The following is a 13,791-nucleotide window of genomic DNA, read 5'->3' on the forward strand; positions in this document are numbered from 1 at the left end:
GGAATGCGCCGGGTGTCCGGTTCCGTGGGATATGCAGCTGATCCGGCCGCTGTGTACTCCCTCACACTCAGCATCGCACCCCGCGCGGGCGTGCGCCGTTCGTGCCAGGTCACGGCAGGGCGGACGGTTTCGCGCCGGCGCGCACCGGGTACGCCCGGTGGTCAATCGGTTCGGCATTGTCAGTGGCGCGGTCTAGGGTGGATCACATGTTTGGGGGCACTCTCGATCAGGCGAACGCCGCACTGCGCGCTTACGTGCAGGCGCACGGCGACCGGCCGTGGACGGCCGAGCAGCTCGCGGAGCTGGCGCGGCTGCGCGCCCAGTGGACGGCCGCGGCGCGCGGCGTCCGGCTGGAGATACGTCCGGTGTCCGGTCCGGTCTCCGGCGCCGCGGTGGTCACCGCGGCTTGAAGCGAGACTCCGCGCGCGGACACGTGCGCGGGCACGCGGTCCGGCTCAGAGGTGCGCGAGGGCGTGCGGGGGGCGCAGGGCGTCGGTACCGGGAGCGGGCTCGGCGGTGTCGCTGCCGAGTCCGGTGATCCGGTTGCCGGCGTCGACATGGACCACGGCCGGGCGTAGCGCGCGGGCCTCGGCGTCCTCGACCTGCGCGTAGCTGATGAGGATCACCAGGTCGCCGGGGTGCACCAGATGGGCGGCGGCACCGTTGATGCCGATGACGCCCGAACCGCGCTCGCCCTCGATCACATAGGTCTCCAGCCGGGCGCCGTTGGTGATGTCCACGATGTGCACGAGCTCGCCCGGCAGCAGGTCCGCGGCGTCCATCAGATCGGCGTCCACGGTCACCGAACCCACGTAGTGCAGATCCGCCTGGGTCACGGTGGCCCGGTGGATCTTGGACTTGAACATGGTGCGCAGCACGACGTCGCCTCCTGGCGGGTGAGTGGGTCGCGTTCCCTGGCGGGATACGCGCCGTCGCCTCCAGGGTAGGGCCGCCCGCGGCGGACCCGGCCGGGGGGCCGGGCTGAGTGCCGAAGATCTCAGTGCCCGACCCGGGCCGCACCAGCCGCTGGGAATACCCCTAGGGGGTATAAGGTTGACGGTGGTGGGGACGGACGATCCGCCCACCGGGCCGCGCGCGACAGACCGCGGCCGCACCTGCGGTACGTGTGACGCGTACCCGTGGAGGAGGAGCACAGCATGAGCGAGGCCGTCTACTCGGTGTCCGGGATGAGCTGCGGGCACTGCGAGTCCGCGGTGAGCAAGGAGGTCGGCGCGATCCCCGGTGTCACCTCCGCGACCGCCGTGGCGAGCAGCGGCCTGCTGACGATCGCGTCGGAGCGGCCGCTCGACGACGAGGCGGTGCGCGCGGCCGTGGACGAGGCGGGCTACGAACTGGTCGGCCGCGCCTGAGCGGATGGCACCACCGGCGGCCGGCCCCGCGCCGGAAGCACCGGGAGCGCCGGAAGCGCCGCACGGGCCGGCCGGACGACGAGCCGAGGAGCAGCAGGGAGCGAGCAGTGGCAACCAGCACGGCACACCCGCACAGCGGACCCGCGCAGAACCGGGTGGAGTTGGCGATCGGCGGCATGACCTGCGCGTCCTGCGCCGCCCGGATCGAGAAGAAACTCAACCGGATGGACGGGGTCACCGCCAGCGTCAACTACGCGACCGAGAAGGCCAGGGTCGAGTACGCGGGCGGTGTGGCGGTGGACGACCTCATCGCGACGGTCGAGGCCACCGGGTACACCGCCGAACTGCCGCCGCCCCCTGCCGCCCCGGCGCCCACGGCCGGTCCCCGCGCCGCGGACGGCGGCGACCCGGCCGCCGCCCCCGACACCGAGCTCACCACGCTGCGCCAGCGGCTGACCACCGCGGTCGTCCTCGGCCTGCCGGTGGTCCTGCTGTCGATGGTGCCCGCGTGGCAGTTCACCAACTGGCAGTGGCTCGCGCTGACCCTCGCCTCGCCCGTGGTGGTGTACGCGGGCTGGCCCTTCCACCGCGCCGCGCTCACCAACGCCCGGCACGGCGCCGCCACGATGGACACCCTGGTGTCGGTCGGCACCCTCGCGGCCTACGGCTGGTCGCTGTGGGCGCTGTTCTTCGGTACGGCCGGCCACCCCGGCATGAGCCACCCCTTCGCGTTCACCGTCTCCCGCGGCGACGGCGGCAGCCAGATCTACCTGGAGGCGGCCGCCGGGGTCACCGCCTTCCTGCTCGCCGGACGCTACTTCGAGGCCCGCGCCAAGCGCCGCGCCGGTGCCGCCCTGCGCGCGCTGCTCGAACTCGGCGCGAAGGACGTGGCGGTGCTCCGCGACGGTGCCGAGGTCCGGCTGCCGATCGGCGAGTTGGCGGTCGGGGACCGCTTCGTGGTGCGGCCGGGCGAGAAGGTCGCCACCGACGGGGTGGTGCGCGAGGGCGGCTCCGCCATCGACGCCTCGCTGCTGACGGGCGAGTCCGTGCCGGTCGAGGTCGGCCCGGGCGACCCGGTGGCCGGCGCGACGGTGAACGCGGGCGGCCGGATCGTGGTGGAGGCCGTCCGCGTCGGCGCCGACACCCAACTCGCCCGGATGGGCCGGCTGGTGGCGGACGCGCAGAGCGGGAAGGCCGCGGCGCAGCGGCTCGCCGACCGGATCTCCGCGGTGTTCGTGCCCGCGGTGATCGTGCTGGCGCTCGGCACGCTCGCGGTCTGGTTCGCACTCGGCGAGGGGGCGACGGCGGCGTTCACCGCGGCGGTCGCCGTGCTGATCATCGCCTGCCCGTGCGCGCTCGGCCTGGCCACGCCCACCGCGCTGCTCGTCGGCACCGGGCGCGGCGCCCAACTCGGCATCCTCATCAAGGGCCCCGAGGTGCTGGAGTCCACCCGGGCGGTCGACACGGTGGTGCTCGACAAGACCGGCACGGTCACCAGCGGCGCGATGGCGCTGACCGGCGTCCATGTCGCGGCCGGTGAGGACGAGGAGGCGGTGCTGCGGCTGGCAGGCGCCCTGGAGCACGCCTCCGAGCACCCGGTCGCCCGCGCGGTCGCGGCCGGTGCCGCCGAGCGGCTCGGTTCCCTGCCGGCCGTCGCGGACTTCGCCAACGTGCCGGGGCTCGGCGTGCAGGGCGTCGTCGACGGTCACGCCGTACTCGTGGGCCGCGCACGGCTGCTGCGCGCGTGGGCGCAGGAACTGCCGGCGGAGCTGGCCGCGGCCTCGTCCGCCGCGGAGGAGGGCGGGGCCACCGCGGTCGCCGTCGGCTGGGACGGGCGCGCCAGGGCGGTGCTCACCATCGCCGACACGGTCAGGCCCAGCAGCCAGGAGGCGGTCGGCCGGCTGCGTGCGCTCGGCCTGCGGCCGGTGCTGCTGACCGGGGACAACGCCCGGGTCGCGCACACCGTGGCCGCGCAGGTGGGGATCGCCGCGGCGGACGTCCACGCGGAGGTGCTGCCCGAGGAGAAGGCGGCCGTCGTACGGCGGTTGCAGGAGCAGGGCCGGGTGGTGGCGATGGTCGGCGACGGTGTCAACGACGCGGCCGCGCTCGCGCAGGCGGACCTCGGGCTGGCGATGGGCACCGGCACCGACGCCGCCATCGAGGCGGGCGACCTGACCCTGGTACGGGGCGACCTGCGGGTGGCGGCGGACGCGATCCGGCTGGCGCGGCGCACCCTGGCCACCATCAAGGCGAACCTGTTCTGGGCGTTCGCCTACAACCTCGCGGCGATCCCGCTGGCCGCGGCCGGGCTGCTGGACCCGATGATCGCGGGGGCGGCGATGGCCTTCTCGTCGGTCTTCGTGGTGGCCAACAGCCTGCGGCTGCGCCGGTTCAGGCCGCTCGGCTGAGCGGGGGCGGCCCGGTCGGCCGTATCGGCCGTATCGGCCGTATCGGCCGTGCGCGAACGGCCCGTTGACGTGCGACGTCCCCCGTCCCGCCGGTGACTGCCGGCGGGGCGGGGGACGTTCGCGCGGGCGCTGCTCAGAAGTGGGTGAGCTTCGCGCCGAAGCCGGGCTCCGACAGGTCGCTGCCGAGCGCCACCGGCACCGTCGTACGGGCCGCGCCGGTTCCCAGGCTGAGCGTGCCCACCTCGGTGCCGGCCGCGGCGTGGTGCGGCACACCGCCGTCGGCCGCGGTGAGCGTCAGCTCCTGCTTCATGCCCGCCCAGCCGATCGCGGTGAGGTCCTTGGTGGTGACGATCGGCGTGCTGCCGCCGAGTCCGTCGTCCACGGTGCCGACGACCGTGCCCTTCTTGACCACCGTCGCCGAGCCGAGGCCGCCCTGCACGGACTCGATCAGCGCCTGGCTGCGGGTGAGCGCGGTCTGGAGGCTGTCGTCCACCGTGGTGCCGCCGCGCTGCTGGAGCACCACGCCCAGCACCAACTGCTGCTTGCCGTCGACCGTCTTGTGCGCCGCCCACATCAGCGCGCCCCCGGCCGGGGTGCTGGAGCCGGTCTTGATGCCGACCACGCCGACCTTCACCAGGTCGTTGTTGTTGTTGTAGATGCGGCCGACACCGGGGATGTCCACGTTCGGCAGCGCGACCACCGAGCGGAACACGTCGTTCTTCATCACCTCGCGGGCCAGCTTGAGCTGGTCGACCGAGGTACTGACCGTGGTCTCCTCGATGCCGCTGGCGCCGGTGTACGTGGTCTGCGCCATGCCCAGCCGCTTGGCCGTCGCGGTCATCTTCGCGACGAACGCCTCCTGCGTGCCGGCGTCCCAACGGGCCAGCAGACGGGCGATGTTGTTGCCCGACGGGATGAGCAGCAGTTGCAGCATCCGCCGTTCGTCGAAGCGCTGCCCCTCCTTGACCGGCGCCGTCGACTGGTCGTCGGAACCGGCCTCCTTCGCCGCCTGGGCGTCGACCGTGATCGTCGGCCCGCCCTGACTGCCGCTCAGCGGGTGGTCGTGCAGGATCACGTACGCCGTCATCACCTTGGTGAGGCTGGCGATCGGCACGGGCGTCTGCTTGCCGTGCACCCCGAGCGAGCCCAGCCCCTCCACCTCGGCGACGGACTGGCCCTCGGACGGCCACGGCATGGTCCGGGTCAGCGGAGTGCCGGAGAAGGTGAACGTCGGGGAGGCGGTCAGCGTCAGGTGCGGCGACGGCAGCGGGCGCACCGCCTGGACCACCACGAAGACGACCGCGAGCAGCACGACCAGCGGCGTCCAGATCTTGAACCGGCGCAGCACCGTGCGCAGCGGGGTCTCCGGCGGCGGCGGGGTGTTGGTCAGTTCGGCGAGCAGTTTCAGCGGCTGCTTGTCGGGCGGCAGCGGCAGCGGCATGCGGCGGGTGCCCTGGGGTCCCTCCGGCTCGCGGACGGTGGCGCCGTCGGAGGCACCGCCCTCGTCCGCGGGCTGCCCGGCCGGTTTCGCGGCCGGCTCGGCGGCCGGTGCGTCGGCCGGCTTCCCGGCGGGCTTGGCGGGCACGGCAGGAGGCAGCGGCGGGGGCGGCGGAGCGGCCTGTGCGCGCGTCGGACGGCCGGGGGCGCCGAAGACCACCGTGGAGTCCCCGGAGGGCCTCTGACGGCCGCCCTGGGGGCCCTCGGGCCACTCCGCGGGGATGTCCGAGACGAGGGGCTTCACGGTCGGGCCGGGACGCTTCGGGGCGTCCTCGTCGGCGGACGGGCTTTCACCGTCCTGGGCGCCGTCCTTCCGGGAGCTCTCGGCGTCCGTTCGGGTGGCAGGGCGGGCCTCGGCATCGGCATCCGCACTCGCATCGGAGTCCGCGGCGGACTCCGTGGCGGGCTCGGGCGCGGTGCCGGCGGGGGGCTCCTCGGCAGCGGCGTCAGCGGCGCCGTCCGCGTCGGCGGAACCGCCCTCGTCCTCGGCAGCGGCAGCAGCGGTCTCGTCCGCACCGCTCTCCGCGGTCGCGGCCTCGGCGTCCTCATCCGCCTCGGCGTCCGATGAACCGTCCTCCTCGACGCGGGCGTCTTCGGAGGTGTCCTCCCCGACGACCCCGTCCGCCGATTCGTCGGCAGCCCCGTCCGCCGCTTCGTCCGCGGTCTCGCCCGGTTCCGCCTCCGGTTCGCCCGAACCGGGCCCAACCCCATCCGACCCGCCCGTACCGGAAGTCGCGGCAGCCTCCCCGGCCCCTTCATTCCGGTCACGATTCGGTTCCGTTTTCCCGTGCTTCTCCTGTGCCGTACGGGGCGCAGGAGGCGCGGCGGGGGGAGCAGGATCGGTCACGGTGTCCACGTCGGCTACGTCATCTGTCGTAGCCGCGGCGCCCGTCGGCGTACGTCCGGACGCCCGATCCGCCGACGCCGCGGGCCCGCTGTCGGCGTCGGGGTGCGGACGGGGCTCCGATCCGGCGTCCTCGATGTCGTCCTGCGTGTGCGCACCTGGGGTATCGGCCTCACCCTCCGCGGCCGGGCGCCCCGCGCCGCCCTCGGCCACCCGGGCCTCCGCAGCCTCCGGAGGCAGTCGGAACACCGCCAGCCTCGGATCTTTGGCCGGGCGGATACCCGGCTCCCCCGACGTCTCGTGCTGCTGCTCCCTGCCGGGGGCGTCGCCCGCCACGCAGACCTCCTCCACACATCGTGATGACTCATGCACACACTCGGGCAAAAACGCGCAGACCTTGTGCCCTTAGCGGTCTTGGACTACACAGGCAAGTGTCCCGCGAGAAGGACGCGGTCCGTCTGCGACACCCCATCCCCCCCGTAGACGAGAACGACATACCACCCGGTTCCCGTCGATATGGAAAAGGCACTCTCGACAGGCCCGTGTGAGAGGCGTCACCCTGTCATTCATCCACGCGGGGAGGCATGGATGGGCAAGAGCCGCAGAACAATTCCGGAAGAGCTGTTGCTGCTCGCCCTGGACCCGACCACCGGGACCACGGCGCAGCCGCAGTCGCTCGACCTCGGCCTCGCCGGGGCCCAGCTCGTCGAGCTGGCCCTGGCCGGACGGATAGCCCCTGACGGGGATCGTATAGCCGTGGTGCACCCACGGCCGACAGGAGATCCGACTCTGGACTCCGCGCTCGAACTGCTGCGACGCCGTGGCAGTCCGGTGCGGGCCGTCCACTGGATCGGCGGGCCCCGGCTGGGGTTGCGCCAGACGTATCTCGCACACCTGGAGCGGTGCGGCATGGTGCACGCCGTACCGGGTCAGATGTGCGGGGTGCTGCCGACCACGCGGTACCAGGCGACCGACAGCGCGGTCAGCCGGGAGATCAGGGCCCGGCTGGACAACGCGATCCGCACCGGCGTACCGCCGGACCCGCGGACCGCCGCGCTCGCCGCGCTCGCCCATGCCGTGGGCCTCGGCAAGCACCTGTACCCGGGCAACGAGGGCCGGTCGTCGCGATCGCGCCTGCGTGACCTGATCAGGTACGACCCGATGGGCGGTCTCGTGGCGCACGCCGTCATGGACGTGCAGAACGGGGTGGCGGCACAGCCCAAGCGGCCGCCGGCCCAGGCACAGCGCTCCGCGGGGCACAGCGGGATGGCACGGGCCGGAGCCCGGTGATCCGACCGGCAACGGGCCGACAGCATATGTCGTTCACACGACACAGAGTACACAACTTGTCGCTACCCGTGCACATCGCGGGGTGACATGGCGCGCGGGGTGGCGGCATTCCGGAGGTGTTCCGGTTCCGCCACCGCCCCGTGCGCCGCCGTGTCCGCGCCAAGTAGCGTGCCATGACTGCAAGGTTGTCCGTCCATTCGCCAGCGCGGTGATGACCGGTGGTGGCAGGCTGCTGACCATCAGTACGGTTCAGCGTGGAGGTGCAGTCCCTGTGGTCGCGAACGTGAACCCCACCGTCAGGCGCCGCCGGCTGGGGTCGGAGCTGCGCAAGCTCCGCGAGCAGAAGGGGATGACGGCCGAGGAGGTCGCGGCCCGGCTGCTGGTCTCCCAGTCGAAGATCAGCAGACTCGAGAACGGCCGCCGCAGCATCAGCCAGCGCGACGTGCGCGACCTGTGCGGCGTCTACGGCGTCGAGGACGTGCGGATCGTCGACTCGCTGATGCAGATGGCCAAGGAGTCCCGGCAGCAGGGCTGGTGGCATGCCTTCGGCGACATCCCGTACAGCGTCTACATCGGGCTGGAGACCGAGGCGGCGAGCCTGCGGGTCTTCGAACCCCAGGTGGTGCCGGGCCTGTTGCAGACGCCCGCGTACGCCGCCGCGATGATCGCGGGGAACCTGCCCGAGGCGTCCGGCGAGCAGGTCGAGAAGCGGGTGAGCGTGCGGATGCGCCGCCAGGAGCGGATCACCGACCCGGAGGCGCCGCTGCGGATGTGGGCGGTGATCGACGAGGCCGCGCTGTGCCGCCGGGTGGGCGACGACCATGTGATGCACGAACAGCTGCTCCGGCTGGTCGAGTTCAGCCACCTGCCGCACGTCACCGTGCAGGTGCTGCCGTTCGACGCAGGCGCGCACCCGGGGTTGAGCGGGCAGTTCGCGGTCCTGGAGTTCACCGACACCACGGACGCGACCGTGGTGTACCTGGAGGGCGTCAACAGCGACCTGTACCTGGAGAAGGACACCGACGTCCAGGCGTACAGCGTGATGTACGAGCATCTGCGGGCGCAGGCGCTGAGCGCCGAGCTGACCCGGGCCTTCATCACCGAGGCGGCCGCGCGCTACGCATGACGGCGAGGTGGTGGGGAGGCAGAATACGCCCTTGCCCAGTCACTGCGGAACCTTTGCCGGGGATATGCCATCCGGATGGGTGAACGCCCCCTCCTCTGGCCGAAGTTGACCGGTAGCGTCGAAGACGTCAGTCAGTGGCGTGGCTACCGCGCCGTCCTCACCAGTACAGACCGGAGCAGAGATGGCTATCAAGCTGGGCAGCACCCCCGCCTGGATCAAGTCCTCGCGTTCGACGGGCAACGGCGCTTGCGTCGAGGTCAAGTCGCCCGCCGTGGAAGCCGTGGTGGTCCGTGACTCGAAGGACCCGCAGGGTCCGGTGCTCACCTTCTCCCCGCAGGAGTGGACGTCCTTCGTCGCCGACGTGGACGGCGGAGCGTTCGACCTGCGCTGACGCCGTCCGCGCAAGCGTCGCTCACACCGCAGAGGGGCCCTCTCGACTGGCCGCCGTCCTGGCCGAGAGGGCTCGCTCCATGTGTGGCAGGTCACTTCGCGGCGGGCGTACCGAACTCGCCGAACCCCCCTGACTCCGCGGGCCGTTCGGCGGGTTCCGCCGCTCCCTCGGCGTCCACCTTCGCGATGAGCGCGTCCCGCTCCGGGGTGTCCTCCGGCTTGATCCAGCCGATCACCACGAACAGCACCAGCGAGACCGCGACCGGGCCGGCGATCTGGTACTGCAGCGGCACCCCGCCCGACACCGCGTCGTTGACCGGGTAGTTGAGCAGGTAGAAGGCGAGCAGGCCCAGCGCCCAGCTGGTGAGCGCCGCGGTGGGGCCGGACCTGCGGAAGCGTGCCATCAGGCCCAGCATGAACGGGATGGCGATCGGCCCGACCAGCCCGGCCACCCACTTGATCACCACGGTGATGATGTCCTTGAAGGTGGGCGAGTTCACCTGCGTCGCCACCGCCATGGACAGCCCGAGGAAGACCAGCGTGGTGGTGCGCGCCGCGATCAGGCCGATCCGGTCGCTCCAGGTACGGGCTCCCTTGGCGACCGCGGGTGCGATGTCCCGGGTGATCACCGCGGAGATCGCGTTGGCGTCCGAGGAGCACATCGCCATGGTGTGCGAGAAGAACCCGACCACCACCAGGCCCAGCAGGCCGTGCGGCAGCAGCCGTTCACTCAGCAGCGCGTAGGAGTCGGACGCGTCGGCCTTGTTCGCGTGCACCAGCAGGGGCGCGACCCACATCGGGAAGAAGAGCACCAGCGGCCAGACCAGCCACAGCGCCGAGGAGAGCATCGCCGAGCGCGTGGCCGCGCGGGCGGAGGGCGTCGCCATGTAGCGCTGCGCCTGGTTCCACATCCCGCCGTTGTACTCGAAGGTCTTGATGAACAGGTACGCGAGCAGGAAGACGGTCGTGTACGGGCCGGCGGTGGGGTGGCCGTGGTGGTGCAGCTCGGGCTCGTCCCAGACGTTCCAGACGCCGCTGATCCCGCCGATGTGCCGCAGCGTGGCGACCAGCATGGCCAGCCCGGCGATCAACTGGATGACGAACTGCCCCAGTTCGGTGAGCGCGTCGGCCCACAGGCCGCCGACCGTGCAGTAGACCGCGGTGATCGCGCCGGTGATCACGATGCCCTGGGTGATCGTGATGCCGGTGAAGACCGACAGCAGGGTGGCGATCGCGGCCCACTTGGCGCCGACGTCCACGATCTTCAGCAGCACCCCGGACCAGGCCAGCGCCTGCTGGGTGGTGAGGTTGTACCGGTCCTTCAGGTACTCCAGCGGCGAGGCGACGTGCAGCCGGGAGCGCATCCGGTTCAGCCGCGGCGCGAAGAGCTTGGCGCCCAGGCCCACCCCGATCGCGATCGGGAAGGCCCAGGTGGCGTAGGACGTGAAGCCGTACTGGTAGGAGATGCCCGCGTAGCCGGTGAACATCACCGCGCTGTAGCCGGACATGTGGTGCGAGATGCCGGACAGCCACCAGGGCATCCGGCCGCCGGCCGTGAAGTAGTCGCCGACGTCGTCGACGCGATTGTGGGACCACAGGCCGATCGCCACCATCACGCCGAAGTACGCGATGAGAACGGTCCAGTCGAGACTGTTCATGTCCCCTCCCGGGGGTCCGCCTGGTGAACGTGAGGCACTTCGCCGTACCGCTCGCTCGGGCGGGTCGCCCCCTTGCGGGAGTGGGGACTTCGGGGATTGAACCCTTGCTGCGGCGAACCGGTCAAGGGCTCCGTCGTTCACGAACCTGAACCCAGGTCAGAAAGCCGAACGATTTTACCTCTTCTTTGCCCAACTTGGCATTGTGACGACCCGTCTGCCGAACCGACGATGAGCGGGCACTTCGCCGGACGTCCGCATTCCCGCGCCCCGGCGGCGCGGCACGACGGAACGGCCGCCCGGAACGCGGGAGTTCCGGGCGGCCGCAAGGGAGGGAGAGCACGGGCGCGGGGCCGCGGCACGACCCCGCGCGGCGCGTCAGGCGGGTGTGCGGAACACCTCGGCCAGCCGCGCGAGGCCCTCGGCGATCTGCGCCGGGGTGTGGGTGGTGAACGACATCCGCAGCGCCCCCGGGTCCGGGTCGGCGGCGAAGAACGGCGCCCCGGGCACGTAGGCGACGTCGTGGCCGACCGCGACGCGCAGCAGCGCGGTGGCGTCGTGGCCGCCGGGCAGCCGCACCCACACGAACATGCCGCCCTCGGGGCGGTTCCAGGCCGAGCCGGCCGGCAGCGCGTCCGGCAGCCCGGCCAGCAGCGCGTCGCGCCGCGTACGGTAGGCCGCGCGCACCCGGTCGAGGTGCGCGTCCAGGTCGTTGTCGGCGAGGTAGCGGGCCACCGCCGCCTGGTCGACGGTCGAGGTGTGCAGGTCGGCCGCCTGCTTGGCGATCACGCAGGCCCGGCGGAATCCGGCCGGGGCGCGCAGCCAGCCCAGCCGCAGCCCGGGCGCCATCACCTTGGAGAAGCTGCCCAGCAGCACGGTGCGGTCGGCCGCGGCCTCGTACGACGCGATCTGCGGCTGGTGCGCGCCCTCGAAGCGCAGCTCGCCGTACGGGTCGTCCTCGGCGATCCACAGCCCGTGCCGCGCGGCGGTCCCGGCGACCGCGCTGCGGCGGTCGGCGGGGAGCGTACGGCCGGTGGGGTTCTGGAAGTTGGGCACCAGGTAGAGCAGCTTGGGCCGCTCGCGCACGACCAGCTCCTCCAGCGCGTCGGGCAGCACCCCGTCGGCGTCGGTGGGCACCGGGACCACCCGGGCGCCGGCGAAGCCGAAGCACTGGAGTGCGGCGAGGTAGGTCGGGTTCTCCACCAGCACGGTGTCGCCCGGCTCCAGCAGGGCGGTGGCGATCAGGCTCAGCCCCTGCTGCGACCCTCCGGTCACCAGCAGCTCGTCGGGGTCGGTCGGCAGTCCGCGCCGGGCCAGGCGTGCCGCGATCGCGCCGCGCAGCGCCGGGTCGCCCTCGCTGGTGGAGTACTGGAGCACCGTGCCGGGGCGCTCGGCGAGCACCCGGTCGTACGCCCGGCGCAGCCCCTCGGCGTCGAACAGCTCGGGCGCGGGCAGCCCGCCGGCGAAGGAGATCACCTCCGGGCGCGCGGTCAGCGCGAGGATCTCGCGTACCGGCGACGCACCCACCGAGCGTGCGCGGCCGGCGAGTTCGGGGAGTGCTCCGCGGAGGCTGGTCGTCATGGCGTGCAGCCTACGAAGAATCGTTGTGGTGTCCAGGTACTTTCCACGATGCGGGCGGTGGGCCCGGACGGCGGCCGCGCAGGGCGCGACAGGCGGGGTGGCAGGGGCGGCGGGGGCGACTGGGGCGGACCGGGAGCACCGGAGGCAACGGGGGCCGTCAGGACGGCCGGAGGGCGGTCAGGAGGCGGGGTAGCGGTCCAGCCAGGCCGGGCTGGCGCCCGCGGGGCCGTGCAGCGCCGGGGACTGGGTCATCTCCATGGCGAAGTCGTCGGCGAGTTGGAGGATCGTGGCCCGTCCCTCCAGCTCCGCCGTCCAGGCCGGCGGCAGTGCGGTCTCGCCGTGCTGGACGCCCAGCAGGTTGCCGCAGATCGACCCGGTGGAGTCGCTGTCGCCGGAGTGGTTGACGGCCAGCAGCAGCCCGTGCCGGACGTCCTCGGCGACCAGCGCGCAGTACACCCCGATCGCGAGCGCCTCCTCGGCCGTCCAGCCCTCGCCCAGCGCCTCGACGCGCTGCGGGGACGGCATGCCCTGCCGCACCGCGCCCAGGGCGCCCTGGAGGGCGTCGGTGGTCTCCTGGTGGCCGGGGCGGGTGCCCAGCAGGGCGAGGGCGTGCTGCACGGAGCCGTCCAGCGCCTCGCCGCGGGCCAGGCCGTGCACGATCACCGCGAAGGCGCCCGAGGCGAGCTGCCCGGTGGGGTGGCCGTGGGTCTGGGCGGCGCACTCGACCGCGAGCTGGAAGACGAGTTGCGGCTCCCAGCCGACCAGCAGGCCGAACGGCGCCGAGCGCATCACCGCACCGCACCCCTTGGAGCCGGGGTTCTTCGGCTCCTCCAGGGTGCCCATCCGGTCGTCGGACAGGCCGCTGAGGCAGGCACCGCCGGGCGCGCGGCGCGCGTACAGCCACTCCTCGCGGGCCAGCCAGCCGCTGTCCCGGCGGCGCTCGTCGGGGCCCCACTCGTTCTGGGTGGCCGCCCAGCGCAGGTAGGCGCGGTGGATGTCGGTCGGCGGGTGCCAGGCGCCGGTGTCCCGGCGGACCTGGGCGCGGATCAGGCCCTCGACGGTGAACAGCGACATCTGGGTGTCGTCGGTGATCGCGCCGCGCCTGCCGTACGCGGGGACGTAGTCGGTGACCCCGTCGGCGCCGTGGCTGTCGAGGATGGCGTCGAGCGACTCGAACTCCACGCCGGCGCCCAGCGCGTCGCCGATCGCGCCACCGAGCAGGCAGCCGCGTACCCGGCTGCGGAAGTCCTGTTGCTGCGCGCGTCCCCAGACAGCGGTCAAAGCGCTCTCCTTCGAACATCCCCCGATCCGATCCGTGCTGCGCCGCACGATATCCGACGAAACCGAGAGCGGAAGGGGGGCCGAGGGTAGGTGCGGGCTTGTCCGCGATGGGCCGTCTTTTCCGACGTTTTCCGGGGTTTGCGGTGGTTCGGGGTGGGGGAGGTGAGGTATGTGGTTCGGTTGGGGTGTGTGGCGGGCGGTCGGTGGAGGGGCCATGCGGGAGCTGTGCGGGGGCGGTGGAGCGGCGGTGAGCGGGCGGTGGAGAGCCGGTGAGGGCGGGGCGGGCGGCGCCCGGGTGCGCGGGTCGCCGCTCGTCTCCTGTCAGTGCCTCGCCGGGGTCCTGCCGGTG

11 protein-coding genes are annotated in these 13,791 nt (G+C 72.9%); 6 read left to right on the plus strand and 5 right to left on the minus strand.

Annotated elements, in window-relative coordinates:
* The first annotated feature begins 206 nt into the window (after positions 1-206).
* Positions 207-410: a hypothetical protein gene (locus AC3ERT_RS12710; RefSeq protein ID WP_335970890.1), complete on the plus strand. Its 204-nt coding sequence runs from the start codon at positions 207-209 to the stop codon at positions 408-410.
* A 45-nt stretch (positions 411-455) separates the two neighbouring features.
* On the opposite strand, the gene panD is transcribed toward AC3ERT_RS12710, so the two are convergent.
* Positions 456-878, minus strand: coding sequence for an aspartate 1-decarboxylase (gene panD, locus AC3ERT_RS12715; protein ID WP_435131290.1), 423 nt, complete (start codon positions 876-878; stop codon positions 456-458).
* 279 nt (positions 879-1,157) lie between these two features.
* Between panD and AC3ERT_RS12720 the strand changes: the two genes are divergently transcribed.
* Together AC3ERT_RS12720 and AC3ERT_RS12725 are read left to right on the plus strand one after the other, a co-directional pair.
* Positions 1,158-1,370: a heavy-metal-associated domain-containing protein gene (locus AC3ERT_RS12720; RefSeq protein ID WP_335970887.1), complete on the plus strand. Its 213-nt coding sequence runs from the start codon at positions 1,158-1,160 to the stop codon at positions 1,368-1,370.
* Between the two features lie 176 nt (positions 1,371-1,546).
* Complete coding sequence (locus AC3ERT_RS12725) at positions 1,547-3,778, plus strand: heavy metal translocating P-type ATPase (protein ID WP_435174075.1); 2,232 nt, start codon at positions 1,547-1,549, stop codon at positions 3,776-3,778.
* Between the two features lie 133 nt (positions 3,779-3,911).
* Here the strand turns inward: AC3ERT_RS12725 and AC3ERT_RS12730 are convergent, their stop codons facing one another.
* Positions 3,912-6,455, minus strand: a complete 2,544-nt coding sequence (locus tag AC3ERT_RS12730) for a D-alanyl-D-alanine carboxypeptidase family protein (RefSeq protein WP_435174046.1) — start codon at positions 6,453-6,455, stop codon at positions 3,912-3,914.
* Between the two features lie 252 nt (positions 6,456-6,707).
* Between AC3ERT_RS12730 and AC3ERT_RS12735 the strand changes: the two genes are divergently transcribed.
* The 3 genes from AC3ERT_RS12735 (at position 6,708) to AC3ERT_RS12745 (ending at position 8,926) form a co-directional block, all read left to right on the plus strand.
* Entirely contained in the window at positions 6,708-7,409 is a 702-nt protein-coding gene (locus tag AC3ERT_RS12735; RefSeq protein WP_335970882.1) for a GOLPH3/VPS74 family protein, read from the plus strand.
* A 271-nt stretch (positions 7,410-7,680) separates the two neighbouring features.
* The gene (locus AC3ERT_RS12740; RefSeq protein WP_335970881.1) at positions 7,681-8,535 is read left to right on the plus strand and encodes a helix-turn-helix domain-containing protein; all 855 of its coding nucleotides are present in this window, start codon (positions 7,681-7,683) and stop codon (positions 8,533-8,535) included.
* Between the two features lie 181 nt (positions 8,536-8,716).
* Entirely contained in the window at positions 8,717-8,926 is a 210-nt protein-coding gene (locus AC3ERT_RS12745; protein WP_335970879.1) for a DUF397 domain-containing protein, read from the plus strand.
* Positions 8,927-9,017: 91 nt separating this feature from the next.
* Here AC3ERT_RS12745 and AC3ERT_RS12750 read toward each other — a convergent pair whose 3' ends face one another.
* The 3 genes from AC3ERT_RS12750 to AC3ERT_RS12760 form a co-directional block, all read right to left on the minus strand.
* The gene (locus AC3ERT_RS12750; RefSeq protein WP_435174048.1) at positions 9,018-10,583 is read right to left on the minus strand and encodes a sodium:solute symporter family protein; all 1,566 of its coding nucleotides are present in this window, start codon (positions 10,581-10,583) and stop codon (positions 9,018-9,020) included.
* A gap of 375 nt (positions 10,584-10,958) precedes the next feature.
* Positions 10,959-12,161: an aminotransferase-like domain-containing protein gene (locus AC3ERT_RS12755; protein ID WP_435174050.1), complete on the minus strand. Its 1,203-nt coding sequence runs from the start codon at positions 12,159-12,161 to the stop codon at positions 10,959-10,961.
* A gap of 177 nt (positions 12,162-12,338) precedes the next feature.
* Entirely contained in the window at positions 12,339-13,442 is a 1,104-nt protein-coding gene (locus AC3ERT_RS12760) for an ADP-ribosylglycohydrolase family protein (RefSeq protein ID WP_335970873.1), read from the minus strand.
* Positions 13,443-13,791: the final 349 nt, after the last annotated feature.

The organism is Actinacidiphila sp. bgisy145, assembly GCF_057708125.1.

Bases quoted from the DNA above. Each gene is read 5' to 3' on its own strand.
- AC3ERT_RS12710 (WP_335970890.1), top strand. From the start codon at position 207: ATGTTTGGGGGCACTCTCGATCAGGCGAACGCCGCACTGCGCGCTTAC.
- AC3ERT_RS12720 (WP_335970887.1), top strand. From the start codon at position 1,158: ATGAGCGAGGCCGTCTACTCGGTGTCCGGGATGAGCTGCGGGCACTGC.
- AC3ERT_RS12725 (WP_435174075.1), top strand. From the start codon at position 1,547: ATGACCTGCGCGTCCTGCGCCGCCCGGATCGAGAAGAAACTCAACCGG.
- AC3ERT_RS12735 (WP_335970882.1), top strand. From the start codon at position 6,708: ATGGGCAAGAGCCGCAGAACAATTCCGGAAGAGCTGTTGCTGCTCGCC.
- AC3ERT_RS12745 (WP_335970879.1), top strand. From the start codon at position 8,717: ATGGCTATCAAGCTGGGCAGCACCCCCGCCTGGATCAAGTCCTCGCGT.
- AC3ERT_RS12750 (WP_435174048.1), bottom strand. From the start codon at position 10,583: ATGAACAGTCTCGACTGGACCGTTCTCATCGCGTACTTCGGCGTGATG.
- AC3ERT_RS12755 (WP_435174050.1), bottom strand. From the start codon at position 12,161: ATGACGACCAGCCTCCGCGGAGCACTCCCCGAACTCGCCGGCCGCGCA.